At 66.8% G+C, this 26,330-nt stretch carries 28 protein-coding genes and 1 tRNA gene; 10 read left to right on the top strand and 19 right to left on the bottom strand.

Annotated elements, in window-relative coordinates; genetic code table 11:
• Positions 1-130 precede the first annotated feature (130 nt).
• Entirely contained in the window at positions 131-937 is an 807-nt protein-coding gene (locus tag VH567_RS05945) for an MJ0042-type zinc finger domain-containing protein (protein ID WP_423324116.1), read from the top strand.
• Here VH567_RS05945 and VH567_RS05940 read toward each other — a convergent pair.
• On the bottom strand, positions 934-2,307 hold the full coding sequence (locus tag VH567_RS05940; protein ID WP_423324114.1) for an MATE family efflux transporter: 1,374 nt from the start codon (positions 2,305-2,307) through the stop codon (positions 934-936). The two genes, VH567_RS05945 and VH567_RS05940, sit on opposite strands and share 4 nt — an antisense overlap.
• 112 nt (positions 2,308-2,419) lie before the next feature.
• Here VH567_RS05940 and VH567_RS05935 point away from each other — a divergent pair.
• A tRNA-Leu gene (locus VH567_RS05935) sits at positions 2,420-2,506 on the top strand.
• A gap of 100 nt (positions 2,507-2,606) precedes the next feature.
• Entirely contained in the window at positions 2,607-2,759 is a 153-nt protein-coding gene (locus VH567_RS05930; protein WP_165886441.1) for a hypothetical protein, read from the top strand.
• 115 nt (positions 2,760-2,874) lie between these two features.
• Here the strand turns inward: VH567_RS05930 and VH567_RS05925 are convergent, their stop codons facing one another.
• From VH567_RS05925 to VH567_RS05900, 6 genes are all read right to left on the bottom strand, one after another.
• Positions 2,875-3,129: a hypothetical protein gene (locus VH567_RS05925; protein WP_423324112.1), complete on the bottom strand. Its 255-nt coding sequence runs from the start codon at positions 3,127-3,129 to the stop codon at positions 2,875-2,877.
• Between the two features lie 22 nt (positions 3,130-3,151).
• Entirely contained in the window at positions 3,152-8,191 is a 5,040-nt protein-coding gene (locus VH567_RS05920) for a hypothetical protein (RefSeq protein ID WP_423324110.1), read from the bottom strand.
• Between the two features lie 70 nt (positions 8,192-8,261).
• Positions 8,262-9,392: a hypothetical protein gene (locus tag VH567_RS05915; RefSeq protein WP_423324108.1), complete on the bottom strand. Its 1,131-nt coding sequence runs from the start codon at positions 9,390-9,392 to the stop codon at positions 8,262-8,264.
• A gap of 53 nt (positions 9,393-9,445) precedes the next feature.
• Positions 9,446-9,919: a hypothetical protein gene (locus VH567_RS05910; protein WP_423324106.1), complete on the bottom strand. Its 474-nt coding sequence runs from the start codon at positions 9,917-9,919 to the stop codon at positions 9,446-9,448.
• A gap of 26 nt (positions 9,920-9,945) precedes the next feature.
• Complete coding sequence (locus VH567_RS05905; RefSeq protein WP_423324104.1) at positions 9,946-10,980, bottom strand: hypothetical protein; 1,035 nt, start codon at positions 10,978-10,980, stop codon at positions 9,946-9,948.
• A 466-nt stretch (positions 10,981-11,446) separates the two neighbouring features.
• Positions 11,447-11,908: a hypothetical protein gene (locus VH567_RS05900; RefSeq protein WP_423324102.1), complete on the bottom strand. Its 462-nt coding sequence runs from the start codon at positions 11,906-11,908 to the stop codon at positions 11,447-11,449.
• A 361-nt stretch (positions 11,909-12,269) separates the two neighbouring features.
• On the opposite strand from VH567_RS05900, the gene VH567_RS05895 reads away from it, so the two are divergent.
• From VH567_RS05895 to VH567_RS05870, 6 genes are all read left to right on the top strand, one after another.
• Positions 12,270-12,431 (top strand): hypothetical protein, encoded by a 162-nt coding sequence (locus VH567_RS05895; protein WP_423324100.1) that lies wholly within the window; start codon positions 12,270-12,272, stop codon positions 12,429-12,431.
• Between the two features lie 136 nt (positions 12,432-12,567).
• A complete protein-coding gene (locus VH567_RS05890; protein WP_423324098.1) occupies positions 12,568-13,632 on the top strand; it encodes a type III polyketide synthase in 1,065 nt (354 codons plus the stop codon).
• On the top strand, positions 13,629-14,324 hold the full coding sequence (locus VH567_RS05885; protein ID WP_423324096.1) for a methyltransferase domain-containing protein: 696 nt from the start codon (positions 13,629-13,631) through the stop codon (positions 14,322-14,324). Before VH567_RS05890 ends, VH567_RS05885 begins: the two co-directional genes overlap by 4 nt.
• Positions 14,303-15,403: an NAD(P)/FAD-dependent oxidoreductase gene (locus VH567_RS05880; protein WP_423324094.1), complete on the top strand. Its 1,101-nt coding sequence runs from the start codon at positions 14,303-14,305 to the stop codon at positions 15,401-15,403. The genes VH567_RS05885 and VH567_RS05880 overlap by 22 nt, the downstream gene beginning before the upstream one ends.
• A gap of 28 nt (positions 15,404-15,431) precedes the next feature.
• The gene (msrB, locus tag VH567_RS05875; RefSeq protein WP_423324092.1) at positions 15,432-15,854 is read left to right on the top strand and encodes a peptide-methionine (R)-S-oxide reductase MsrB; all 423 of its coding nucleotides are present in this window, start codon (positions 15,432-15,434) and stop codon (positions 15,852-15,854) included.
• A 138-nt stretch (positions 15,855-15,992) separates the two neighbouring features.
• Positions 15,993-18,107, top strand: coding sequence for a PBP1A family penicillin-binding protein (locus VH567_RS05870; protein ID WP_423324090.1), 2,115 nt, complete (start codon positions 15,993-15,995; stop codon positions 18,105-18,107).
• Here the strand turns inward: VH567_RS05870 and VH567_RS05865 are convergent.
• From VH567_RS05865 to VH567_RS05855, 3 genes are read right to left on the bottom strand one after another with little or no spacing between them, the layout of a single operon-like run.
• Entirely contained in the window at positions 18,083-18,757 is a 675-nt protein-coding gene (locus VH567_RS05865; RefSeq protein WP_423324088.1) for a M48 family metallopeptidase, read from the bottom strand. The two genes, VH567_RS05870 and VH567_RS05865, sit on opposite strands and share 25 nt — an antisense overlap.
• Positions 18,758-18,772: 15 nt before the next feature.
• Entirely contained in the window at positions 18,773-19,207 is a 435-nt protein-coding gene (locus VH567_RS05860; RefSeq protein ID WP_398457037.1) for a YcgN family cysteine cluster protein, read from the bottom strand.
• Entirely contained in the window at positions 19,204-19,785 is a 582-nt protein-coding gene (locus VH567_RS05855; RefSeq protein ID WP_423324086.1) for an SCO family protein, read from the bottom strand. Before VH567_RS05855 ends, VH567_RS05860 begins: the two co-directional genes overlap by 4 nt.
• Positions 19,786-19,893: 108 nt before the next feature.
• Here VH567_RS05855 and VH567_RS05850 point away from each other — a divergent pair, with 108 nt between their 5' ends.
• Positions 19,894-20,499: an ankyrin repeat domain-containing protein gene (locus tag VH567_RS05850; protein ID WP_423324084.1), complete on the top strand. Its 606-nt coding sequence runs from the start codon at positions 19,894-19,896 to the stop codon at positions 20,497-20,499.
• 142 nt (positions 20,500-20,641) lie between these two features.
• On the opposite strand, the gene VH567_RS05845 is transcribed toward VH567_RS05850, so the two are convergent.
• From VH567_RS05845 to VH567_RS05805, 9 genes are all read right to left on the bottom strand, one after another.
• Complete coding sequence (locus VH567_RS05845; protein ID WP_423324082.1) at positions 20,642-21,139, bottom strand: MmcB family DNA repair protein; 498 nt, start codon at positions 21,137-21,139, stop codon at positions 20,642-20,644.
• Positions 21,140-21,344: 205 nt separating this feature from the next.
• The gene (locus VH567_RS05840; protein WP_423324080.1) at positions 21,345-21,974 is read right to left on the bottom strand and encodes a cell wall hydrolase; all 630 of its coding nucleotides are present in this window, start codon (positions 21,972-21,974) and stop codon (positions 21,345-21,347) included.
• Positions 21,975-22,163: 189 nt separating this feature from the next.
• Positions 22,164-22,490 carry a DUF1491 family protein gene (locus VH567_RS05835; protein ID WP_423324078.1) on the bottom strand — a complete coding sequence of 109 codons (327 nt, stop codon included), beginning with the start codon at positions 22,488-22,490 and terminating at the stop codon, positions 22,164-22,166.
• Complete coding sequence (locus tag VH567_RS05830; RefSeq protein WP_423324076.1) at positions 22,487-22,960, bottom strand: PaaI family thioesterase; 474 nt, start codon at positions 22,958-22,960, stop codon at positions 22,487-22,489. Before VH567_RS05830 ends, VH567_RS05835 begins: the two co-directional genes overlap by 4 nt.
• The gene (locus tag VH567_RS05825) at positions 22,950-23,417 is read right to left on the bottom strand and encodes a PTS sugar transporter subunit IIA (protein WP_423324074.1); all 468 of its coding nucleotides are present in this window, start codon (positions 23,415-23,417) and stop codon (positions 22,950-22,952) included. Before VH567_RS05825 ends, VH567_RS05830 begins: the two co-directional genes overlap by 11 nt.
• Before the next feature lie 101 nt (positions 23,418-23,518).
• Complete coding sequence (gene hpf / locus VH567_RS05820; RefSeq protein ID WP_423324072.1) at positions 23,519-24,130, bottom strand: ribosome hibernation-promoting factor, HPF/YfiA family; 612 nt, start codon at positions 24,128-24,130, stop codon at positions 23,519-23,521.
• 60 nt (positions 24,131-24,190) lie between these two features.
• Positions 24,191-24,883 (bottom strand): DNA polymerase III subunit epsilon, encoded by a 693-nt coding sequence (gene dnaQ / locus VH567_RS05815; protein WP_423324070.1) that lies wholly within the window; start codon positions 24,881-24,883, stop codon positions 24,191-24,193.
• Between the two features lie 15 nt (positions 24,884-24,898).
• Positions 24,899-25,474, bottom strand: coding sequence for a dephospho-CoA kinase (gene coaE / locus VH567_RS05810; RefSeq protein ID WP_423324068.1), 576 nt, complete (start codon positions 25,472-25,474; stop codon positions 24,899-24,901).
• Positions 25,471-26,292 (bottom strand): shikimate dehydrogenase family protein, encoded by an 822-nt coding sequence (locus tag VH567_RS05805; RefSeq protein WP_423324066.1) that lies wholly within the window; start codon positions 26,290-26,292, stop codon positions 25,471-25,473. The genes coaE and VH567_RS05805 overlap by 4 nt, the downstream gene beginning before the upstream one ends.
• Positions 26,293-26,330 lie beyond the last annotated feature (38 nt).

Raw genomic sequence — 26,330 nt, 5'->3', positions numbered from 1 at the left:
CGTGCCAATGCCCGTATCGGCGCTTTCGCATGAAAGCGCGCGCCGCTTCAAGCTTGCCACCGATGCGGGCCGCGTGCTTATTCACAGCCAAGAACGGTCGCGCTCCGGCGGCCGCTGGTAAAGCGTCTCCATGATCCTCCAATGTCCCGAGTGCAGCACGCGCTATCTGGTCCCCGACAGTGCGATCGGCGGCGAAGGACGCACCGTGCGCTGCGCCAATTGCCGGCATAGCTGGTTCCAGGCGCCCGCCCCGGTGGCAGAAGAGGCGCTGGAGGTGCCGGTCACGACGCCGCTTGCACCCATGCCGCCCCCGCTCGCGCCCTTGCCGCGAACGCCCGATCCGGTCGAGCGATTCGCCGCGCCTGCGACGGCGCCCGTGACGGCACTGCCCGTACCGCCGCCGTCACCGTCGTCACCGCTCGCCGAACCCGCGTTTGTCGCGCCCACCTATGCGGTGGTCGAACCGCGGTACGATTCGAATGCCGAGCAGCCGCCGTTCCGTCCGCGCCGCAACATGGCGCGGCGCTGGACGATCGTGGCGGTGCTCGCCGGGTTGCTGATGCTGCTTGCGGCGGGGGCGATCGTCTATTTGGGTGCACCTGGCGTCGCGGCGAAGCTCGGTCTTGGGCTAGGCAGCGACGAGACGCCCTTGCGGCTGCGCGACAATCCGATCGAGCGACGCGAGCTGGAGAACGGCTCCGAACTGTTCGCGGTCAGCGGCCAGGTGACCAACCCGTCGGACCAGCGCCAGCGCGTGCCGGACATCCGCGCCGAACTCCGCGATGCGCAGGGCCGGCTGGTGTACAGCTGGACGATCACCCCGCAGCAGCGCACGCTGGCGCCGGGCGGCACGATCGATTTCAACTCCGCGACGCTGAACGTGCCGCCCAATTCGAAGCGGCTCGAGTTGAGCTTTGCCGGCGAGGCCACGCGCTAGGCGCGCTGCAACCGCCGGCTGACGATCCAGAAGCGGGCGCCGTGCAGCGTGGCGGCGGTGAGCATGCCGAGGCCCGACGCATAGACCAGCGCCATCGGCCCAATCCCGACGTGCACCATCCACCAGCCCGCGCCGCCAGTGACGACGAAATAGGCGACGATGCTGTTGACCCCCGCGACGACCTGATCACCGAGCGAGCGGAGCGCGTACACTAGCACCACCTGCGCGCCGTCGAATAGGATGAACGGCGCCCACACCGGCAACATCGCCAGCGCGACCCCGTGCGTGGCGAGATCGGCGGGAAACGCCGCGACGATCGGGCCGCGCGCGACGATCAGCATGATACCGCATAGTCCCAGCGCGAGCATCGACAGCCCGGTCGCGATCAGCGCGCGGGAAATGCCGGCCTTCGGATCGCCCTCGCCCACTGCGTTGCCGACGCGTACCCCGCAGGCGGACCCAAGCCCCAGTGCCAATCCAAACGTGACGTTGTGGACCGAGAACACGATCTGGAACGCATGGGCGACATCGTCGCCGAACTGCGTCGACAGCGCGATCAGGATCGAAAAGCCGGCAAGTTCGAGCCCCGATGCGATAGCGGGGACGATCCCGAAGACCGCAAGTGCAGCGATCCCCGCGGGCACGCCCCGCCATGCGGCCCTATCGAGACGACGCACCCCGCGCTCCCGTGCGCGGGGCAAGGTCAGCGCGGCGGCGATCATGCCGACCGCACCAAACCCTGACGCGATCGCGGTGGCGGTCGCGGCACCGACCGCGCCCATAGCCGAGAACCCCAGATGCCCGCCCGACATCGCCCAGGCGAGCACCGCGTTGAGCGGCAGGATCGACAGGTTCACGACGGCGACACGGCGGGGTCGGCTGACACCCTCCAGGAAGAAGCTGGCGGCGACGATCATCAGCTGCGGCGGGTAGGTGAACGCCATCACGCGGACGACGCGCCCGGCGGGGTCGACGAGTGCGGGCGCGACGCCGATCCCCGCGAGCATCGAATCGGCGAACAGGAACATGACGCCGCCGACCACCAGTCCGAGCAGCAGCCCGAGCACCAGCCCCTCGCGCAGCACCTGACCGGTGCGCGACAGATCCCCTGCCCCATCGGCGCGCGCGGTGTGAACGAGCACGCCCGACAGCCACGCAAGCCCAGTGACGATCGCGATGAAAGTGAGCGAGCGACTCGCGCCGAGCGCGGCCACCTCGTGCGCGCCGACCAGCCCGACCACGATCACGTCGGTGACGTGGAGGATCGTCCAGTTGAGGCTGGTCAGCATCACCGGCCAGGCGAGCGCCAGGATGCGCCAAGTCTCGTGGGGCGTTTCGCTTCGGGTATCGGTCGAGAAGAGGCGGAGCATCGTTTGCGGTACCGGACGAACGGTTTTTCGCAAAGGCCGTTGCGTAGCGTTCAAACCCTTGCTAGTGGCGCTCGCCTACCAGATGCCGGGTCCGCCCGGTGATGTTTCATGGGCGGCCATGGCGGAACTGGTAGACGCGCAACGTTGAGGTCGTTGTGGGCGAAAGCCCGTGGAAGTTCGAGTCTTCTTGGCCGCACCATTTTTTACAGATCGAGTGAACCACCCCGTTGAGGGTCCCCCTTGCCACGCTTGTGCGTTGGCGTGCTTGAAGAGATTTGGGCCCGCGTGGAGGAATTTGCATGAGTTCGATCGACGACACGATCATCGACACGCCCGAAGGCCCGATGACGTTTGCGCAGTGGAAAAAGAAGAACCCGGTCCAGCTGCCCTCGCGCCGGACCAAGGGGAAGAAGCTGCCCAACAAGGTCAAGCTGACGACCGACGAGAAATAGGCAGACTATTCCCCTCCCGCTTGCGGGAGGGGTTAGGGGAGGGGCTGGCCCAACCCGCCAGCTCGCTTGCGGCACGCCCCTCCCCCGACCCCTCCCGCGAGCGGGAGGGGAGAAGTCAGTGCGGCCCCACTCCCGTCCCTGCGCCCATCTGCGCGCGGATCATTCTTGCCTGGAATTTCACGCGTTGCCAGAACGTCGCATCGTCGAGGCGCCATTGGCGGATCGCCTGCGTCGCGAGCGTCTCGATCAGCGCTTCGCTGGCCGCCGCGTCCTGCTTGGCGAATTCGCGCGCGAGGTCCTCGACGCACGGGCCGTGATCGGTGAAGTCGCGCGGGGGCGTCATCGGTGGGGCCTGGCTCGGCATCGGCATGTCTCTCTCTCCCTGTAAATGGTCATCGCCGGCCGCCGAACAGCGCGCGCGTCGCGCTGCCCAAAGTCGAGCCTATCGTCGTCTGGTCGAACTTCAGCCGCATCGTCACGTACGGCCCCTGCCGCGTGTAGCGGTCGTCCTCGAAATCGCGGTCGCGGTAGCCCGAGACGTTGTAGCCCGCGGTCAGCCACATGTTCTGCGCAGGCGACACGCCGACCGACGGCCCGCCGCTCCACGACCACGCACCGCGCGACCACGCGTGCTGGACCGATCCGCTCACGCCGACGTCGATCCGCGTGCCGATGTCCTGGCGCAGTTCGAACCCGGTGACGTCGATATACCCGTCATACGTGTCGTCGGCGAAGCGCCCCGCGACGTATTTCGCGCCGTAATAGAGCGTCGCCTCGGTACCGTGGCCAAGCCCCTCGGGGCCGGTGCGGTAATTGACGGCAAGATTGTTGATCGCCCGCGTGGTGACCTGATCGCCGCCGCCATACGCGGGCACGCCGAGTGCGTTGGAGTCCGTGAACCCTGAATCCGCACTCTCGTGGCGCAGTTCGAGGCGTTCGAGCAGCGACCAGCGGCTGTCCAGTGGGCGGAAGGCGAGCGCGACGTCGGCGGTGGCGTAGGTGGCGACCGCGCCGGTCTTGTCCCTGATCGTGTACGCCTTGATGCTCGACGCGAGCGTCTTGCCCTGCCCCAGCGTACGCAGGAAGTTGGTGGTGATCCCCCACCGATCGCCGCTGTCGGCATTGCGGTATTCGAGCCGCCCGTTCACCGACCAGCGGGCTTGGCGATAGGTCGCGCCGAGCGTGGCGGCGGCGTAATCGCCATTCGTTTGGTCCTGCCCGACATAGCCGCCCGAGGTGACCGGCTGGAACGCATTGACGACTGCGCCCTCGGGGATCTGCCCCTTCAGCGTATTGCTGGCATCGAGCGTGCCGTCGATCGTCCAGTTCTTGCCGAGCGGGACCGACTGGCTGAGGCCGTATTGCGCATAGGTCCGCGCGCCGTTTTCGCCGATGGCCTGCTGGTTGAGCGTGCTCATCAGCTTGGCGCCGGTCCAGGGCGCGACATCGACGCCGAACTGCTTGGTATGCGCGACGAAGCCGTTGCCGTCGGCGATCTCGTAGCCGCCGATCAGGCGGATGCCGGGCGTGATCCGGTAGGCGAGCTGGATCTGGTGGCGGATCGGGAAGTCGACGCTGTCGCTGTCGCCGCCGGGCGCGAACTGGGTCTGGCCGGTGATCGTCACCGCGTTGCCGAACAGCGCCTGGCTGCCACCGACGGTGAGCAGGCGGCTGTCGCGGTTGCGACCGTCGACGCCCTTGTCCGACGCGTACTGGCCGCCGACGAAGATCGTGCCGGAGTCGCGACGATATTCCAGGCGGATATCGGCGGCGGATCGTGTGCCCGCACTGTCGAGCTGCTGCTGGTGCCAGGCAACGCCGGTGATGCTGAGGCGATCGGTCAGCCGCACCCGGCCGTCGAGCCCGAATTTGCGTGTACCGGCTTCGACGAGGTTCTGCTGGCCGACGCCGAACGCGGTATCCTGTTGGCGGGCATAGGCGAGCAGGTCGAGCTTCGACCCATGGTGATCGACTTCGGCGAGGTAGGCGAGGCCCTGCCCCAGCCCCTGACGTCCACCCTTGGCGATCTCGCCGCGGAGTTCGGTATTGGCGGTCACGCGCGCCTTGATGTCGGCGCCGAGGACGGTGGCCTTGCCGACGGTCTCGTCGCGGATCGCGGCGACACCGATTTCGACGCGGCCGTTCGCCAGCTTGGTCGCGACGCGCGCGGCGGCGGCGAGCTTTGCCGACCTACCCCCCTCGACCTCGTAGTCGGCGACGATGAAGATCGGGTTCAGGTTGTTGTCGCGGCTGAGGATCGGGCTACGGAAGCGGACCGTGCCCATCGACGTGTCGATGTCATAGTCGATGTGGCGCGTCAGCTCGGTGGTCGCGACGATCAGTTCGGAGCGGAAGCGGTCGCGCGTCTCGATCCGCAGCTTGTCGCTGTTCGGGACGATGTTGCGGCCCGACAACCGGTACGGACCGCTGAGGCCGTTGCCCTGGATCTCGTCGCGCGAATACAGCGTGTCGGTGTTGGCCGCGAACCCGGTCGCACGCACCCGCTTGCCCTCGTACGCCGCCTTCACGCCGTTGAGCGTGCGGTTGTAGCGGGTCAGCTGCGTGTCGGTGAAGCCGGTCTCGAAATCGCCGAACAGCGCGTAGAATTCGCGACGCTCGAGCCGCAGGTACAGCTTCCGCTTGGTGGCGGCGTCATAGCCCTGGCGCGAGCCGTCGCCGTACACGGTGTAATAGCGGTTGGGATCAATCGTGCCGAGCAGCCCGCGGTCGGGATCGTATTTCCGGTCGCTGTCATACGCGATCGTCGCCAGCCACGAACCCTTGACGCGACCCTTGGCGTAGAAAGCGAGCTGGCCGTCGGTGACCACGCTGCCCCGCTGCGAGCGCGGCAGGCCAGACTGGCGCTTGCTGAGCATGTCGTAACCGAGCGAGCCCGCACCGAACCCGACGACCACCCAGTCCTTCTGCGACGCGGCGAGCCACGCGCGGACGTCGTTGGCGTGAACCAGCTTGTCCTCGGTCAGCGAGACGACGACGTGAACCGCGCCCGCCTGCGTGGTCGGCTGGAGCGCGATGAAGGCAAGCCCGTCGTCGCCGACCACCCGCGCGGTCGTCGCCGCGCGATCGCGACCGGCAAGCTGGCGGCCCTGTTCGAGCTCGGCCTCGACCGCCGCCGTGTAGGGCTGGTCGACGCTGAACGGGACGAGCGTGCCCGCACGAACGGGACGTCCGGTCTTGTCGGTCACGCGCACCGCGATCAGCGGACGGGTAAGGCCGTCGGCGACCAGCCTGCTGCTGGCGGCGTCGAACACCGCGCGGACCGGTGCACCCGAATAATGCACTACCCGGTCGAGCGTCTTCACGACGCTGCCGTCGGCGGCGAGCACACGCGCCTGGAGACGATTGTCGCCGTCGATCAACGGGATACCGGTCCAGCGCGACACCGCGATGTTGCTGCCATCGCGCGCATCGGTACCGTCGAACGCGAGCGGCTCGACCTGCCTGCCGTTGATCGTCAGCGCGATGCGCTGGCCCGGCATGTGCTTGACGACGGCGCGCAGGATCGGCGCGCGCGGGTTGTGGTCGGCAGTCGGGAACAGCCAGTCGATGCCGGCCGCCTGCTCGCCCGCCAGCCAGTCGCGACTGCCGGCAGCGATGGCGGCATCCGCGACCGCGACCGGAAGCCCCGCGTCGGCCGCCTTGGCGTTGCCGGTCGGCTTCAACTGGAAATCGACGCGCTTCAGGAGGCCACCGTCTCCTTCGACGAAGCGCGAGATCGGACTGTTGGCCTGCCGGGTGTCGATGTCGCAGGCGACCGGCGCGTGCGTCGCGGGGATGCTCGAAATGTCGATCTGGACGACGTGGCGCCCGGCGCGGACGCCTTCGAAATGATACAGGCCGTCGCGATCGGTGACGACGAACGTGCCGTCCTCCATCAACAGGCGGATTCCGGCCACGCCCTTGCGCTTGTCGACCGGATCGCCGCAATTCCCCTCGGTCACGCGGCCGATGATCGTCATCGCGTCGGTGAACAGGAGCGGACGCAGCCGCACCGACGCAGCGGCTTCGTTGCTGGTGACGGTGCCCTGCCCGACCACGCGTGCGCGATTAAGCGCTTCGCCGGTCGGTGCGCCCGGCGCGATGCTGACGACGTATTTGAGTTCGGTCGAGGCGCCGGCGGCGAGCAGCGGGATCGCGAAGTCGAGGCTGCGGCCATCGCTCGACACGGTCGGCTCGTCCCCGCCGCGCGCCGAATTGCGTTCGTAGCGCAGCCCCTTGGGCAACGTATCGGCAACATGGAGCCCGCGCGCGGCAATCGAATCGCGGTTGGTAATGCGCAGCAGATACTGGACGAAATCGCCCGGCGACGCCTCGCGGACGGAGGCGACCTTGGTCAGCAGCAGCGTACCGGCGCCGGGGCTGTCGAGCGGAATGTCGGCGGAAAAGGGCTCGGGCGTCGACAGCGTCAGCGAGCCGCCGAAACTCGTGTCGTTGAGGATGAACGCGCGGCCTTGCGGGTCCTTCAACGCGGCCAGCGTCGCGCGATCGACCGTCGAGGGCGCGGTGTAGGTGCCGGGCGGCGCCACCTTGAGGAAATAGCGCCCGGCAGGGGCCAGCGGAAAGCGATAGCGGCCGGTCTCGCCGGGATAGACGCGGCCGCTGGCGTCGGTGACGGCTGCGCCGGTGACCACGGTGGAGGGATAACGGCTGACGCCGTCGTCGCCGAACACGGTCGCGGGCTGGCCGCTGTCGTCGACCAGCGACACGGTGGTGCCGTCGACCAGCGCACCGGTCCGCGAATCGAACGTGTAGCCGGCCGGATCGATCAGCAGCGACGCCATCGAGGCCAGGCTGTAGCCATCCTCGACAAAGCTCAGCTTGATCGTCACGCCGCGCATGTTGCGGATGTCGCAGGCAGCGAGGTCGGGATGCTTGCCGGTCGCGCTGGCGGGGATGCCGCCGGCGAAGATGCCGCTGTCGGCCGCGGTTTCGGTCAACGTCAGCGTCGTGTGGATCGTGCCGACGTCGACATCGATGACCGACGTCTCGCGCAGCTCGGGATCGTGGTTGCCGGCCTGGTTGTCGAGCACCAGGATCATGTCCGCATAGATATCGACCGCCGCGACCCAGGGCGATGCGGCATAGGTCGCGGCATCGATCGGCGCGGGGGTGAACAGGAACGACGGCGCGGTCTGGCACGTCGCGCCGGTCAGTTCGTAATTGGGCGGCGGCAGGCGGAACGTGAGTGTCGTCGGACGCTTGGCCCGGTTCACGTCGAGCGCCACCATGTTGGACGATATCGTGCGCGATCCGGATGCGCTCGCCGCATCGTCGAACGTCAGCGTCGCGGTGTTCTCGATACGCGTCTGGCCACCGGCCTGGGCGCTGGCCGGCAGACAGCCGAGCACGAGCCCGGACAGGATAGCCAGGAACAGGGCGCAGAGGCGCAAAAGGCGGTGGGCGCTGGGCATGAAGGGCCCTCTCCCGACACGCGTCGCCACGCGTGCCGGGATCGGTCGATCCTTGTTCGCGAGGGACGGGTTAGTTGATCGTCACGCGGAAGCTTGCCGCGACCGTCGCGCCCCCGATCAGGGTCGGAATCGTCGCGGTCACCTTCTTCGTGCCGGTATCGTACGAGCCGGTGAAATTGGTCCCCGGAATCGCCGCCCCGTTGTCGCTCGCGATGAAGCCGGCCAGCGTACAGATCGGATTGACGCCGGGCAGGCCGATCACGATCGACCCGGGCTGATACGTCGTGTTCGCCGGGATGGTATCGGTCAGGTTGACGTTCTCCGCCGACACCAGCAGCGTCGCGTTGTTGACCACGAGGCAATATTGCACGGTCGCCCCCGGAATGGCCTTGGGCAGCACGATGCCCGACACCGGATCCGATATCACCGTCGAATATTTGGTCACGGTCAGCGCGACGTTGCGCGTGGTGATCTCATAGCCCAGCGATGCACGGCCCTGGCCATTGTTGGCGATATCCAGGCCGAGACCATCCGAATCATTGTCGGCAAACACGATATCGACCGCATTGTCGTCGTTGGCGAGGATGCTGGGCGACAGTGCAGCGCCCTGGACCGCGCCATTGCCACCGGCGGCGACCTGCGCGATCAGCGTGATGCCGGCGAGCGCGGCGGTCTGCTGGTTCGGCACGTCGCCGACGATGAACACGGTCGCGACCTGATCGGCGCCCAGTTCGCTGATGTACGTCGCGGTATCGACCCCGACGTCGTACGTGCCGTTGCCGTTCGAATCGACGAAGATCCGGATGTTGGTCACGTCGAAATTATCGCCGGTGAACAGGTTCTGGATCGGCGTCTGGCTGGCCGACAGCAGGAAGTCCTGCGTGCCGTTGGTGTTGTTGGTCACCTGGAAAGCCACCACCGCGTTGGGCTGGCCGATTGCCACCTGCGTGTTGTTCTGCGTCGCCGGGACGACCGTCAGATTGACCTTGCGATCGACCACGAACGTCGCTGCGTTCGACGTCGCCGACTGTTGCACGCCATTGACGGTGTAGCTCGCCTGCGCGGTGTTGGTGATGGTCGTGCCGGCGGCGGTGCCCGCGGGCCCCGGCGTCTGCGCGCTGGCGGTGCCGGCCATCGTTCCGATCGACACGATTGCCGCCGTACCGGTCAGCAACGTGCGTATTACCCCTTTTGCGTACATTTCTAGGTCTTCCTTCTGCGTGGTCGTTCAGGTTTCGAGAGCGTGGGACGGGATCATTTGAGGACGGCCTGGAAGGCGAACTGGCCTTGCGCGCCGGCCGGGATCGGGCTTGCGAGGCGCCACCGGACGCTGGTGACATCGTTGGGGCCCGCCGCGCGCGTGCTGCCGTCGAGGCTGCGGACGCGCAGCGAATCGAGCGCACCGAAGATCTTGCCGTCGACCGATAGGTCGGGCGCAGGCGAACCGGGGCTGGCCGAGCGATAGGAAATCTGCCGCGGCAACGGGTTGGCCAGCACGACGTTCGCCAGCGGCTGCGCGCCGGTGTTGCGATAGGCCAGCACGAAGATCACCTTGTCGCCGGGCGTCACCCGCGACGGCTTGACCAGCGCGATGCGGGTGGTGCCGTCGGCGGCCGCGCTGCGGCTCTCGACCATGATGCTGCTGGTGACCTGCAACGGACCGGCCGCGGCGGATGCCACGGCAGCGGTCGTCGCCAGGACGACGGCTATCGTCGGACGCGTAATCATGGGCATGCTCCTCCTGAGAATTCGGGTCATTGAATCTTGGCCTTGAACTGGACGGTGTGGACGGACGCCGCGGCGACCTGGCCGAGCGCAACGGCGATCGCGCCGCCCTGCACGGATTGGGGCGCAGATTGGGGCGCGGATTGGGGATCGAAGCGGCCCGCATCGCCGTCGCCGGCATCGGTCAGCGGCGTGCCGTCGAGCACCAGGCTGCCGGGCACGAACGCGGTGCCGCCGGGGATCGGGTCGAGGATCCGCGCGCCGGCGACCGCATCGGTAAAGCGCGCCTCGAGCGTGTAGGTGATGACCGCGTCGCGCACCGCGTTCTGCGATCCGTCGGCGGCGCGCACCGACTGGCTCTTGAACAAGGCCGGCCCCGAAAGCGCGGTCGTCAGCGGCACCGCGACCCGCGCGATCGCCCCGGTCGGGCCGACCACCGCATCGCTGCCGCCGTCGCCCAATCCCGCATACGCGCTGCCGGTGCTGCCCGATCCGGTGCTCGACTGCGCCGTCACCGTCAGGGTCGCCGTCGCGCCGGTAGCGCCCCCGGATGCCGCGACGATCGCCAGCAACGCGATCGACTGGCCGGGCGCCAGGACCGGCGTCCTGCCGTCGACCGGTGCCAGATCGATGGCCGGATCATAAAGGCCGTCGCCATTGGCATCGGTCACCAGCGCGCGCAGCGTGATCGGACCCGACGACACGCTGGCCGCGACAACGAAGGATTCCCGGCCATTGTCCATGTTGGTCAGCGTCAGCGGCACCACGGTCGGCTGGGCCGCAACGACGATCCCCCCCTGCCCGTTGCGCACCAGGCCGACGTCGAGCCGCTCTGCGACGATGATCGTCACGGTGTTCGAGACGGTCGACTGCGCCGTCCCGTTCAGGTCGAAGCGCAGACCCGCGGTGTTGACGATCGGCGTTCCCGCGAGGGTCTGGGCCGTAACAGCCTGGGCACCAACCTGGGCACCCGTGTCTTGCGCCCGTGCAGCAAGCGGCATGAGACCGACCGCCGCACCGATGAGCAGGGCGCACGACAGGGCATTGGCAGCCCAAAGCCACATGTCGTTACTCGCCAAGATTGTCCGGAGACGAATCAATTACTGCCCCAATCCTCTGATCGGAGGCAGAAATGCCGGATGTCGCTTAATCAAATACTACAAAGTCATAATGGCGAACTTTGCTGTAATATTTGTTCGAATATCAAACGGATGTGAATGCCATTATTGGATATAGTATAGCGTTATCGGGCCGAAAAAACCGTTTCACCTGACAACTACCAGATTAAATCACATCGTTATGGCAACAGGTACGCGACATTGACCCTTTTCGTAGAAAAGGCAGGCGCCCCAGAACTTGTTGGTGCACCTTTCGAATACGCGAGGGTTCGCAATGCGACAGCGTCGCCCCTTGTTCTCCCGCGAGCGTGGGCGCCCGGTCTGAATCGTCGCGCTTGCGGGAAACAGGCCGGGGACGATGCGGTAGTTTCGATCTATACCGGCACGCCTGAGCGCCGGGGATCGACCAGGCCTAGCGCTGCTTGAGCGCCCGCAGATAGGCGGTCATCGCCAGGTCGCCGGCATGGCTGAGCGAGATCTCGACGCGACGGCGGTCGGTCGGATCGATCACGCGGTCGATCAGCTTCAGCTTGTGGAGATGCTCGATCCAGCGCTGCGACGTGGTGACGGGCGCATCGGACATGCTCACCAGCGCCTTGATGTTCATCGGCAGCCGCTCGTCGCGCGACACGAACAGCGCGAGCAGCATATCCCAGGCGGGCTCATGGAACAGTTCGCCCGGCAGGAACTGGCGGCGCAGGCGGCGTTCGGCGAGGACCGTCTGCGCATGCTCGACCAGCACCGCGGTGTTGGGCACTTCGCCGACCGATGTCGGCTGGGCCGCCTGCGCCACGCGCCCGTTGAATTCCTCGGCAACCGCCGACAGCTTTGCGGTCAGATCCTTGATCAGTTCGACTACGGACTCGTTCTTCACCAATGGCTCCCCGTCGCTCCTATGGGATGACACGACATCCAAAAATCCGGCCCGCGGCTTGAACCGCTATCGCCCGATACCGTCATACACCGTAATCATTGTCGCCTTCCGTAGCGATAATTCAACCCAATCCTTTGATAATCGGTAATTCGGAGTAATAATTACATCGAAAACAGTGTGCATCTCCCCGGCGAGACTATTGTGCTGCCAAAAGATTGATCCAAAACGGTTTTATTCGTCCCAATCTGATGCTTTGTTGTGGACATATGCCAGGATAGACTTCTGGCGACCATCGATAGGCCGGGCTATTGCGCGATCGCCGCGCGATACGGTGCACGGCGCTGATAGCGGAAAGCCTGCCATGAACGCGATTCGCGTCTATTCCCTGCTGCACGATGCCTGCCAGACGCTGGACGCGGCGGAAGACCATGCGATCGCCGCGCATGTCGGCTACGCGATGGCGCTGCTCCAGCAGAAATACGACATCGACGAAAACCAGATGGACCGATCCACCTCCGAATGATCCCGGACAAAGATGCCGGGGACGATCATAGTCCGTTTGACCATCCGGCGCGTTGCTGCCTACGCGATCTTACCGTGTCGTGACGTCCCGGGTCGGGGCCGCGCAGGGTGACGTCGATCGCGTGCGAGAGGGTATTGTGTCCGCTTATCTGAATGCCGTCGGGTCCGCCGTTCCTGGCCACGACATCCACGGTGCCTTCATTGCCTGGGCGCGATCGCGGGTCGACGCGCGGGCGCAGCGCGTGTTCGACCGGATGACCGGCCGTGCGGGCATAGTGCATCGCTGGTCGGTGCTGCCACCGACCGAAAGCGGGGGATCGCCGGTCGACGATAGCGGGTTCTACGCGACCGAACCGCACCCGGGGACGGCAACGCGGATGACGCTGTACGCCGAGCACGCTCCCATTCTGGCGATCCGCGCGATCGAGGCGCTGCGGGATCAGATCGCGCTCGACGGGATCACGCATCTGGTGGTGGCCAGCTGCACCGGCTTCGTCGCGCCGGGAATCGACCAGATCATCGCGAGGCGGCTCGGGCTCGCGCCCGATGTCGAGCGGCTGCTGATCGGGTTCATGGGATGCTATGCCGCGATCGTCGCGCTGCGCAGCGCCCGCCACATCGTCCGGTCTGAACCGAACGCCCGCGTGCTGGTCGTGACGGTCGAGCTGTCCACCCTCCACCTGCAGCCGGCGACCGAGATCGAATCGCTGCTGGCCATGCTGCAGTTCGGCGATGGCGCCGCGGCCGCACTCGTCACCGGCGATCCGCACGGGTTCGCGCTGGAGACGCCGTTTGCCGCGACGCTGCCCGACAGCGAGGCCCTGATCCGCTGGGACGTCACCGATGCCGGGTTCGCGATGCATTTGTCGGGCGAGGTGCCGGGACGGATCGCCACCGCGCTGGCGGATTCGGCGTTCCGCGATATCGTTAGCGGCGGACGATCGCCCGATGCGATCGATGGCTGGGCGATCCATGCCGGTGGCCGGTCGATCCTCGATGCGGTCGAGCATGCGCTCGATCTGAAGCCGGATACGCTCGCCGCATCGCGTCAGGTGCTGGCGGACAATGGCAACATGTCGTCGGCGACGCTGATGTTCGTGTTCCAGCGGCTGCTGGCCGGGCCGCCGGTCGAGAACGGCGTGGCGCTCGCGTTCGGGCCAGGGCTCGCGGCGGAGGGCTTCGGATTCCGGAGCGCGGCATGACCCTCTTTTCGACCGGGCTGGCCACCCGCAGCCAGGCCGAAGAGCTGATGGACGCCGACGATCTCGACGCGGCGACCTATGCCGATGTCGTCGGCGATCTCGCGATCGTGAACAGCGTGACGATGGCGCGCCGTCCGACGCTCGATTTTCTTGCGCGTGCTACGGCCGGGCGGAAGAAATTTCGGCTGCTCGACGTCGGCTTCGGCGACGGCGACATGCTCCGCCGCATCGCGCGCTGGGCAAGGTCGAAGGGCATCGAGGCGGACCTGGTCGGGGTCGATCTCAACCCCCGCAGCGAACAGGCGGCGCGGGCGCATGGCAGCGATATCCGCTATGTCACCGGCGACTATGCCGACCTTGGGGGCGAGCCCTGGGACGTGATCGTCAGCAGCCTGGTCGCGCACCACATGACGCACGACCAGCTAATCGCGTTCCTGCGCTTCATGGAGGCCCATGCCAGCGCCGGATGGTTCGTCAACGACCTGCACCGTCACGGGTTTGCGCATCGGGGCTTCCCGATCCTCGCAACGCTGGCACGCTGGCATCCGATCGTGCGGCATGACGGGACGCTGTCGATCGCGCGCAGCTATCGTCCCGACGAATGGCCCCCCCTGCTCGCCGAGGCTGGCATCACCCAGGCGAAGGTCGCTCGCGTCTTTCCGTTCCGGTTATGCGTCGAACGCCTGCGCTGATCGTCGGCGGCGGGCTCGCGGGCGCCGCGACCGCGATCGGGTTCGCGCGCGCGGGGCTGCCGCACCTGCTTGTCGAGCGATCGCGCGAAACCGGCGATGCGATCTGCGGCGGGTTCCTCAGCTGGCGGACGCTGGAGACGCTCGCCGGGCTCGGGATCGATCCGGACACGCTGAACCCGGAACGCGTTACGCGGGCACGCATTTTTGCAGGCCGTCGCCGCGCCGAAGCCGCCCTGCCCCACCCCGCCGTCTCGGTGACGCGCCACCGGCTCGATACGGTCCTGCTGGCCGAAGCGAAACGCCTCGGCACGCCGGTCGAGCGCGGTGTGACCGTACGCGAGATCGACGGGACCAGCGCACGGCTCGCAGACGGCACGACGATCGCCACCGACGCGCTGTTCCTCGCGAGCGGCAAGCACGACGTACGCGGCATGGCGCGCCCCGAAGACGCACGCGGCGCCGACCCGACGCTCGGGATCCGGGTGCGGATCGCGCCCTCCGCGGCACTCGGCAAGGCGCTGGCCGGGGGCATCGAGCTGCATCTGTTTGATCGCGGCTATGCAGGCCTGGCGATGCAGGAGGATGGCACCGCCAACCTCTGTCTCGCGGTTCACCGCTCGCGACTCCAGGCCGCCGGATCGCCCGCGCAACTGCTGGCGGCACTCGGTCGCGAGATGCCGGCCCTCGGCGAATGGGTCGCGCTGGTCGATCCGGCCGCACCGATCGATGCGATCGCCAACGTCCCGTACGGCTGGCGCCAGCGCACCGGTGTCGATGCGACGTTCCGGCTCGGCGACCAGGCCGGCGTGATCCCGTCGCTCGCCGGCGAAGGCATGGGCATCGCGCTCGCCAGCGGAGTCGCCGCGGCCGACGCCTACGGACGTGCCGGACCAGCCGCCGCGGCGGCCTGGCAGGAGACCTTTGCGCGGCGTCTCGCCCGGCCGATCGGCATCGCAGGGCTCGTCCGCCACGTCGCCGAGAGCGAACGCGCGGCATGGCTGTTGCCGCTAATCCGCCCCGGACTGATCCAGGTGATCGCCAATGCGACCAGGATAGGCCATTTTCCACCCCGCGCATGAGAGTCACTCCAGCACGAGGTGTAGGCCGATGGACCAGCTCAATCTGTCCGAGGCGGAATGGCGCAGGCGGCTCTCTCCCGAGCGATATCACGTGCTCCGCGAAGCGGGCACCGAGCGTGCCTTTGCCGGCGTGCTGACCGACACCAGCGCGGACGGGGTCTATCGCTGCGCGGCGTGCGGCAACGCGCTGTTCGACAGCGCCGACAAATACGAATCCGGTTCGGGATGGCCCAGCTTCACGCAGTCGATCGGTCCGGATGCGGTGACCGACCACACCGACAGCTGCCACGGCCCGACCAGCACCGAAACCCGTACCGAAACGCGCTGTGCCCGCTGCGACAGCCATCTCGGCCACGTCTTTGCCGATGGCCCGCCACCGACCGGACAGCGTTATTGCATGAGTTCGCTGTCGCTCGAGTTCCGACCGCGCAAAGCGAACGGCGCAGCCTGATGCCGCTTGTAGGGCAGGGGCATAGCGCGTAATTCCGCGACCTACATGGCTCGTGCGCGTTCTGCTTCACCGTCCCGTCGGCCCCCAACTCCACCGGCGTCACGCTGGCGGCGGCGGCTGGTCGTCTTTATCCAGGTCATGGTCGGGATCGGCGTCCTCGCGCTCGGTGCGCTGGCGATCGCGGTCTATATCGCGATGTCGCAGCTCCCCAGCTTCGACAGCCTGAAGTCCTCGCCCAACGGCCAGATGATCCGCGTCCATGCCGCCGACGGCACCGTGATCGTGTCGATGGGCCCGAGCTTCGGCGAGTGGCTGCCCTATACGCAGATCCCGCAGGTGATGCGCGATGCGACCGTCTCGGTCGAGGATCGCCGGTTTCGCTCGCATATCGGCATCGACCCGGTCGGCGTCGCGCGCTCGGTGAAGGCGCGGTACGACCGCGGCCACTGGACGCAGGGCGGGTCGACGATCACGCAGCAGCTCGCACGGACCGTCTTCCTCAACAACCAGAAGAAGTTCGGGCGGAAATTCCGCGAGGCGATCCTGGCGTTCGCGCTCGAATGGAAATTCTCGAAGGATCAGATCCTCGAACTCTATCTGAACAAGGTCTATTACGGCGGCGGCGCCTACGGGATCGACGCAGCTAGCCGAAAGTTCTTCGGCCACGGCGCGGATCATCTGAGCCTGGCCGAGGCTGCCGTGATTGCGGGCCTCGTAAAGGCACCGTCGAACTATTCGCCGACCGCCGATGCCGAGGCCGCCGTCGGGCGTGCAGGCGTCGTGCTGGAAACGATGCGCGAGACGGGCGCGATCACCGCGTCCCAGGCGGCCGATGCGGACGTTTCGGGGCTGAAGCTCGCGCCCGAGCCCCGGCAGAACAGTGTCCGCTATTTCACCGACTGGGCGCTGCCGCAGCTCGATACGCTGATCGACGAAACCACCGAGCCGCTCGAGGTCTGGACCACGCTCGACCTCAACATGCAGCGCCAGGCGGACGAGGCGATCCGCGCGAACGCCCCGCCAGGCGCGCAGGGCGCTCTGGTCGCGCTCGACCGCGGCGGCGAAGTGCGCGCGATGGTCGGTGGCAAGGATTACGTCTCGTCGATCTACAACCGCGCGACGCAGGCGGTCCGCCAGCCGGGCTCTGCGTTCAAGCTGTTCGTGTATCTCGCCGCGCTGGAGGCAGGCCACAAGCCCGAGGATTCGATCGTCGACGAACCCGTCACGATCCAGGGCTGGAGCCCGCGCAACGATTCCCGGCGTAACTCCGGCGCGGTCAGCTTGCGTACCGCGTTCGCCTATTCGCTCAACACGATCGCCGCGAAGCTGGGGCAGGAGGTCGGCTTCACCACGGTCGCCGACATGGCGCGCCGGTTCGGCATCACCACCACCGTCAACACGCACCCGTCGATGGTGCTGGGCACGTCCGAGGTCCGCGTGATCGACATGACGCGCGCGTTCGCGTCGGTCGCCAGCAAGGGCGTCGCGGTCACGCCGTACGGGATCACGCGCGTCACCGCGAACGGCCAGACGATCTACACGCATGAGGTCGATCGCAGCCATGTGTTGGTCGCGCCCTACGTCGCCGCCGAGATGACCGACCTGCTTCAGACCGCGGTCAATACCGGCACCGGTCGTGCAGCACAGATCGGCCGGCCCGTCGCGGGCAAGACCGGCACGACCAGCTCGTCGAAGGATGGCTGGTTCCTGGGCTTCTCCAGCGGCATCACCACCGGCGTGTGGATGGGTCGCGACGATGCCAAGCCGATCGCGGGCCTGCACGGCGGCACCGCGCCGGCGCGCGCCTGGGCGGCGTTCATGAAGCCCGCCACCGCAAGCCGCCCGATCGAGCAGTTCGATACGCAGGTGACGTTGCCCGAATGGCAGCTGGAACCCGACGAGGAGAGCTATTTCGGCCAGCCCGACAACGGCCAGATGGCGGTCGACGAGAACGGCAATCCGATCGAGCAGGGGGCGACCCCGGTCCCGACCGACGCGCAGACCGGCGACACGATCCCGCGGCCCGATGCGGATCAGCCCGAGGCGCCGCCAGCGGCACCGCCACAGCAGTTGAACCAGGACTGGATCGACCGCGTCACCGGGCGCGAGCGGCGCGAGCCGTCACCGGCGGGGCGTCAGCCGCTCCAGCGCGACATGTCCAGAGATGGCCAGCGCGATCAGGTTCAGACCCAACGCTTCCAGAGCGACCGGGATCAGGACCCCCGCTATCAGGATAATCGCCCGAACCAGTGAAGTGTCGCGCCATGCGTGCGCAGCCAGACGCGCGCGGGCGTCGGGTCTTCGCCGTAAAGCTCTTCGACCAGCGCGTGGAAGGCCGGCGCGTGGTTCATGTGGACGCGGTGCGCGACCTCATGCGCGACGGTGGCGCGGCGGACCCAGCCCGGCGCAAGGATCAGCCGCCAGCTGTAGCGGATGATGCCACTCGACGCGCAACTGCCCCAGCGGCCCTTCGCGTCACCGATCGCGACATGGGCGACGCTGACCCCGGCCTTGGCGGCATATTCGGCGGTTTCGGTTTCCAGGACGGCGAGCGCAGTGCGTTTCAGCCACGCCTCGACGCGGCGCGCGATGGTCTCGGGCGGGCCTGACAGCGACAGGACGGCGCCTTCGCGCACCACGGTGCGGCGGCTGCCCGGCGTCCACTCGATCGTCAGCGGTTCGTCGGCGACGGTCAGGATCGCGCCGGGGACGAACGGCCGCGGCTGGGGCAGCAACGCGCGCTGTTCGGCGATCCAGCCCGCCTTGTCCTCCGCCCAGGCCAGCGCCTGTTTCAGCGCCGCGCGCTTGGGCAGCACGAGCCGCGCCCGGCCACTCGCAGGATCGATCGACAGACGCGCGCGACGGGCGCGGGGATGACGAACGATCTCCAGGCCCTCGATCATGCGGCGATCACCGGCTCACAATTCGCGATCGATGACGTGATATTCCAGCTCGCCCGCCTCGTCCTCGCTGACGGTCCAGCCGCGCACCGACTGCTTGGCGCGGTGGACGGCCTCGCGGTCGCCGCAGACGAGGTAATGCCACTCCGGCAGCTGCTCGCCAGCCGCGCGCAGGCGATACGCGCAGGTCGAAGGCAGCCAGTCGATGCCGTGGACGTTGCCGGTCGTCAGTCGCACGCACTCGGGCACATAGGCGTGGCGATGGCGGTAATCGGAGCATTGCCCGCTGCGCCGGTCGAGCAACCGGCACGAGACGTTAGTTGCGACGAGCTCGCCCGTCTCCTCGTCCTCGAGCTTGTGGATGCAGCATTTGCCGCAGCCGTCGCACAACGCTTCCCATTGGCCGCGGTCGAGTTGCTCGATCGGCGTATCTTCCCAGAAGCGCGCGCTCACCGGACCCAGCGCTTGATCTCTGTCGCCACTGCGTCGGGCCCTTGTTCCTGTGGCAGCAAAGCGATCGGCTTGCCGTCCGGGTCCATCAGATAGGCCTGCCGGCTGTGGTTTACGAGGTAGCCACCTCCGGGTGAAGGATCGCCCTTGCTCGAATATACCGCATATTCGGTCTTGATCCGCTCGATCGCTTGCGGACTGCCGGTCAGCCCGATCATGCGCGGGTGGAAGGCGGAGACGAACTGCTTGAGCACGGCGGGCGTATCGCGCGCCGGATCGACGGTCACGAACACCGGCACGATCTTCGCGGCGATCGCAGGATCGCTCGCCTCGAGCTTTTTCACCGCGGCACCGATCGCCTGGACATCCGTCGGACACACATCGGGACAGAAGGTGTAGCCGAAATACATGATCCGGTATTTGCCCGCGAAACTGCGTTCGGTGATGGCTTTCCCGTTCTGGTCGGTCAAGGCGAAGGGACCACCGATCCGGGCGCCTTCGAGCGGCGGTTTGGCAGGGGGTGCCGACGCAGTGCACGCGGACAGCGCAAGGGCCGGGATGAGGAGGAAACGCAGGTTCATGATGCCGCCAGCCTTGATCTGTTAGACCCTGCGGCGCAAGCGTCGCACTGGACCATGAGCGGCGCAAACCGTCGCGCCATATCCAGGACGAACCAAGGAAGTCTCTCGATGCGTATTCGCCTGATGCTCGCCGCTACTCTCCTGACGCCGATGCTCGGTGTCGCGGCACCCGCGTTCGCGCAAGGCCAGTCGGAGGGCTACAAGTTCCTCTCCGCGGTGCGCGATGCCAAGAACAACGAAGTGCTGGAGATGCTCGGCAAGCCGGGCAGCAACATCGTCAACGTGCGCGACGTGACGAGCGGGGAGGGCGCGCTCCACATCGTCATCAAGCGGAGCGACGAAGTGTATCTGCGCTTCCTGCTGCAAAAGGGTGCCGACGCCAATCTGCGCGACGGCAAGGGCAACACGCCGCTGCTGCTCGCGGTGACGCTGGGGCAGACCGGCATGATCCCGATCCTGACCGCCGCGGGCGCGAACCCGAACCTGGCGAACTCGGCCGGCGAGACCCCGCTGATCCGTGCGGTGCAGCGCCGCGACGTCGGCATGATCCGGGTGTTGCTGAACGAGAAGGCCGATCCCGACCAGGCGGATATCATGGCGGGCATGTCGGCGCGCGATTACGCCAAGCAGGACGGCCGCAACCCGATCGTGTCGAAGCTGCTGGAGGATGCGCCAAAGACGGTGAAGAAAGCCGTCTCGGGCCCGAAATTCTAACCGTCTTCTGATCCTCCCCCGCCAGGGGGAGGTGGCACCGCAGGTGACGGAGGGGGAGGATTGGGAGCAGCGGTTACCCCTTCCTCCCCCTCGTCTGGCGAACGCCAACCACCTCCCCTGGCGGGGGAGGATCATCTCGCCTTCAGAACGCCAGCCCGTCCGCATCGGGGTCCATCTGCGCGATCAACCGTCGCGCCGCCCGCCGCGCAAACGCCAGCGTACAGCGTTTGCGGACGTGCGCGGGCAGGGGGATGGTATGCGCCTCGCGCACGATCGCCGCGTCGTAGCGGTCCGCGACGATGATCCCGGTCCGCTCGGGCAGGAAGGCGGGGCCATGCAGCGGGCCGACGTCGAACCCCGCCGGCACCGCCCAGAAATACCGGTCGCAATGCCCCAGATAATCCGGCCACTTCCCGTCGCCGAGCAGGTCTGCGCGCGATACCTTGATCTCGACGATGACGATCTGCCCGCGCGCATCCACCGCCATCAGGTCTGCCCGGCGGCCGCCGTCGAGCGGCACTTCGGTCATCGCGGTGAGGTCGTGGCGCAGCAACATGCGAATGACGCCGCGCGCCACGTCGGCGGCACAAAGCGGCGATCCAGGTTCGTCAATGCAGGAGTCCGGCGGCATGTCGAGCATGCCCCGGAAATAGAACAATCCGCGAACGAGGCAAGCTCATTCACGGATTGTGGTCGTGTTCTGGCGATTGTCGGCCCGCCCCCTTTGCCCGTTCGTGCTGAGCGAAGTCGAAGCACCTGAGTTCGGGGCACACCCTTCGACTTCGCTCAGGGCGAACGGGGTTGGAGTGAGGAGGGGGCAAGCTGACTTGAGAGACCTTTAGGTCTCAGCGATAGAAGACGTGGTTGCCGATCGAGGCGACCTTGACCGCGCGGACCGAAGGGCGGCGATCGGGGGTGTTGAAGTAGAGCGCCTTCTGGGCCGGGCTGTTCCACGCATCGGCGAGGGCAACCTTGGCGACCGCGATCGCGGTGCGATAGGCGGTGCCGGCGTTGATGTTCGGGATCTGGCCACCGCGGACGAAGCTGAACTGGCCGCGCTGCTTGACGACGGCGCAGACGTCGGCGGGGAAACGACCCGACTTGGCGCGATTGATGATGACCTCGGCAACCGCGAGCTGGCCGGTCAGCGGCTCGCCCTTCGATTCGAAATAGATCGCGCCGGCAAGGCACTGGAGCGCTTCGTCGGCGGCGGCGCTATCCTGCGCGGCAACGGCCTGGGCGAGCGTGTCGAATTCTTCTTCCTCGGCAGCTGCGACTGGCTCGACGCCAATCTTCTCGGGGGCGATCTTCTCGACGGCTGCAACGGTGGTTGCGGCGGGAGCGATCTGCGGAACATTCTGCGGGGAAAGGGCGTTTAGATTTGCGAGAGCGGTAAGGCTGACCGTGGAACGATCGAGACCCGTCGCCTGACCGGGTGCGCTGTTGCCGAGCAGGCCAGCAAGAGAAAACGTCATGACTGCGATTGTCGCAGCCCGCTGAAGTATGGTCATTCAATCGTATTCAGATGCGGTTGGACCGTGGAAGCAATCGTACAAGCCGATCGTCCAGGCATCCCCCCGACTGCGTAACCGATCCGGATCGCACCCGTCCCAGCACAACGCCAATCAATGTTGCAATCCCCCTCTATTGGGGGGGCTTTGGAGTCAATCGTCGAGGATCGTTTCAGCGGCGAACCGTTCCGCCGCTGCGATGTCCACCTCGACGACCCACAAATCGGGGTCGCGCGCACGCCTGCGCCGCCAATAGCCGTCAAGGTCTTCGACCGGAGTCGAGTCGATCAAGGCGGTTCGCCCGTCGGGCCCGATTCCGCGTTCCAGCAGCCGGGGAGGGGCGCCCTTGTCGACCGCGATGACGAGGATCGCACCGCCTTGCGCGTCGCCTTTCGCCATCACCGCGCCGAACCCGCCAGCGTCGTTGACACGGCGGAGGAGGGCGCTGACGAGCACACCGCTGGGTAGCCTGCCGCTCATGCCGGCGCCCGGTATCCAGGCAGCCCGGCGAGAGCAATCCGCGAGCGCATGAACGTGCCGGTACCCCGCGCCGCCTCTTCGCCGTCCGCATCGATCAGTCGCGCATCGGCGACGAACACGCGTCGCTTGCCGCTGATCCAGCGGCCCTCGGCGATCACCGGGCCGACCTTGAGAGGGCGCGTGAGCAGCAGGTTGAACGCAGTCGTCAGCAGGAAACGATCGGTGACGAGGCTGTTCGACGCATAGAACGCGGCATCGTCGAGCATCTTGAAATAGCTCGTGCCATGCGCTGCGCCGCCTGCGTGATAATGCCGCTCGTCGATCGTGAAGTGAATCCGCGCTACACCCGCTTCGGGGATCTCCAGCGACGATTCGAAGAACCGATTGATCGGCGCCTGCGCATACAACGATTCCAGCGCGCGGAAATGCGCATCCGCGCCCCCCAGACCCGGGTCCGGCTCACGCGGCATCGCGCACCTCGTCCGCCGTGAACAGCGCGTACAGCGCATCGGGCGAACCCGCGCCGCGCAGTTTTTCGAGGAACGCCTTGTCGCGCAACCGCCGCGAGACGCGGGCCAGCGCCTTCAGGTGCACCGCCCCCGCGTCGGTGGGGGAGAGCAGCATGAAGACGAGGTCGACCGGCAGATCGTCGACCGCCTGGAAATCGACCGGCTGCGCCAATCGCACAAACACGCCGGTGACCTGCGCGAGCCCCTCCAGCTTGGCATGCGGGATCGCGACGCCGCCACCAAACCCGGTCGAGCCCAGCTTCTCGCGCGCCGTCAGACGCTCGGCGATCGTCTTCGCGTCCGCATCGACGATCTCGGCCGCAACCGTCGCGATATGCTGGAACACCGCCTTCTTGGTCGCGGCAATCACGCCCGTCTGCACTGCGTCGGGACGCAACATATCGCTGAAATCAGTCATTCTGTTCAATGTCTCAAGCGCCCCCGCGCGCATCCGCCTTAGCGGGTTGCGCGGGGGCGTAAAGGCGCGGCCGTGAGACCCGCGCCTTTATGGACCCTTCTTTACTGGGGAGGGGAGGCCGTGCCGGTCGAAGCGGCCCGCTGTGGCTCGACCCAACCGATCGTACCGTCGCCGCGCTTGTAGACCATGTTGTGCGCGCCGGTGCCCGCATTCTTGAACAGCAGCGCGGCGGTGTTGCGCAGATCAAGCATCATCACCGCATCCGATACGCTCGCCTCGGGGATATCGACACGCGTCTCGGCGATGATCAACGGTGCGTCGGCGACATCGTCCTCCTCGACGCTCTCCTGGAACAGCGTGTAGCCGGCGTTATCATAGCCGTTGCTCTCGGCCATCGCGACCGCTTCGCCGGCATGGCGATCCTTCAGGCGGCGCATGTAGCGGCGGAGCTGGGTTTCGATCTTGGCGGCGGCACCATCGAAGGCGGCGCGGGCGTCATAGGCCTCGGAATGGCCCTTGAGCACGAGGCCCTTCATCACATGCGCGACGATATCGCATTTGAAGCCGGCATCGTGCGGACCCTTGCCGAACGTGACTTCGGCCGAGATGGCGCGCGAGAAATACTTGTCGGCGATACCCTGGAGTCGGTCTTCCACGTGGCTGTTGAGTGCTTCGCCCGTGTCAACCTGGTGACCAGAAATCCGGATATCCATTATCGTCTCCTTGTCGGCGTTACAGTCTCGGGCGGTCCTGTTGGCTCCACCCTGCCAGCGTCATCCGGACGCCACGGCCCCCCAAATCGGATCCTTGATCCCCTTCATAAACGCCGCATGCGCCGCAAGGTCTCCCTCGCTCACCGCGAAAACACGCGGCGGACGAACGACCCGAGGCGCCTGTGCGACGATCGGAGTCGCGGCGTTGCCGGCCGCTTCGTTAAGAAGTCCCAGGCCGATCTGGCGACCGCCCATCAGCTCGACATAGACCTGCGCCAGCAACTGCGCATCGAGCAGCGCGCCGTGCAGCACACGGTGGCTGCGATCGATCCCGAACCGCGAACACAGCGCGTCGAGCGAATGCTTGGCGCCGGGGTGACGGCTGCGCGCGATCTGCAGCGTGTCGACCATCCGCTTCATGTGGATGATCTGGCGTCCGCACTTGGTCAGCTCGCCGTTGAGGAACGAGAAGTCGAAGCCGGCATTGTGCGCGATCATCGGCGCATCGCCGACGAATTCGAGCAGGTCGTCGACCGCATGGGCGAACTTGGGCTTGTCGGACAGGAACTGCGCGCTCAGCCCGTGGACGTTGAACGCCTCGACCGGCATGTCGCGCTCGGGGTGGTAATAGGCGTGGAATGTGCGTCCGGTCTCGACCCGGTTGACCATCTCGACGCAGCCGATCTCGACCATGCGGTCGCCCCCGGAAAAGCTGAGGCCAGTGGTTTCGGTATCGAAGACGATCTCACGCATCCCGATGGTATCGGCTCAGATTTCCAAGGATGCAAGCACCGCCCGGACTTGCGCGCGGGTTGCGTCGAAGCTGGTGTCGGTGCGGATGACATGGTGCGCGCGGGCGCGTTTTTCCGCATCGGGGGTCTGGCGGGCGAGGATCGCGGCGAACTTCTCCGCGGTCATGCCGGGACGGGCGAGGACGCGCGCGCGCTGGACGTCGGGGGCGGCGGAGACGACGACGATCAGGTCGACATTGCGGTCGCCGCCGGTCTCGAAGAGGAGAGGGACGTCGAACACGACGTGTTTCCCCGCGTGCTCGGCGAGGAAGGCAGCGCGCTCTTCGCCGACGGCGGGGTGGACGATCGCCTCGAGTCGCTTGATCGCGGCGTCGTCGCCGAACACGGCTGCACCAAGTTTCGCACGATCGACCGCGCCGTTTACGGTCGAACCGGGGAAGGCGGCTTCGATCGCGGAAACCAGCCGGCCGCCGATACCCTGCAACCTGTGCACGGTCGCATCGGCGTCGAACACGGGCACGCCTTCGTCGGCGAACATCGCCGCGACGGCGGACTTGCCCATGCCGATCGACCCGGTCAGTCCGATGATCATTTGATGAGCAATGCCCGAAGCTCCTCATCGCGATCGCGCGGTGGTTCCACGTGGAACAATATCTCGAACGCGACGGCCGCCTGGCCGATCAGCATCTCTAGGCCGTCGACCGTTTCTAGATCCCGCGCCCGCGCCGCTTTCAACAAACCTGTTTCAAGCGGCGAATAAACGATGTCGTAGACCAGCGAGTCCGGATCGAGCGCGCCGAGATCGATATCGAGCGGCGGCTGACCCGCCATCCCGAGCACGCTGGCGTTGACGAGCAGGCGAGAGGGCGGGGCGGCAGGACCGATCGGCAATGCCTGCCCCTTGAGCCCGAACGCCGACAGCAACGCCGCACCCTTCAGCGGATTGCGGTTGAGGATCGTCACCGGGCCAACCCCCATTCGCGACAGCGCAAACAGAATCGCGCGGGCGGCGCCACCGGCACCTATCACCGTGACGGGCTGGCCGGCAATATCGAGATCGTCGATCGGCGCCCAGAATCCGGCGGCATCGGTGTTGGTGCCGATGCAGTCGCCGGCCTGGTTGCGGAACACGGTGTTGATCGCACCGATCGTCCCGCGGACGTTGCCAGGATCGGAGACGTGGTCGAGCGCGGCGAGCTTGTGCGGCATGGTGATGTTGCATCCGCGCCAGGCTGGGTCGGCTTTCCGTTCGGCGAAGTAGGCGGGAAGTTCGTCGGCGGTGACGTGTTTATGGCGATACTCGGCGTCGATCCCAAGCGCATCGAGCCAGAAGCCGTGGATCAGCGGCGATTTCGACTGCGCAATCGGATCGCCGATCACTTCGGCATAGGGACGGGTGGCGAGAGTCATTCGAAGCTCCATGTGTCCCCGCGAAGGCGGGGGTCCAG

The sequence above is a fragment of the Sphingomonas sp. 4RDLI-65 genome, from assembly GCF_049472435.1.
GTDB lineage: Bacteria > Pseudomonadota > Alphaproteobacteria > Sphingomonadales > Sphingomonadaceae > Sphingomonas.
This window is presented reverse-complemented; position numbering and strand designations above follow the sequence as displayed.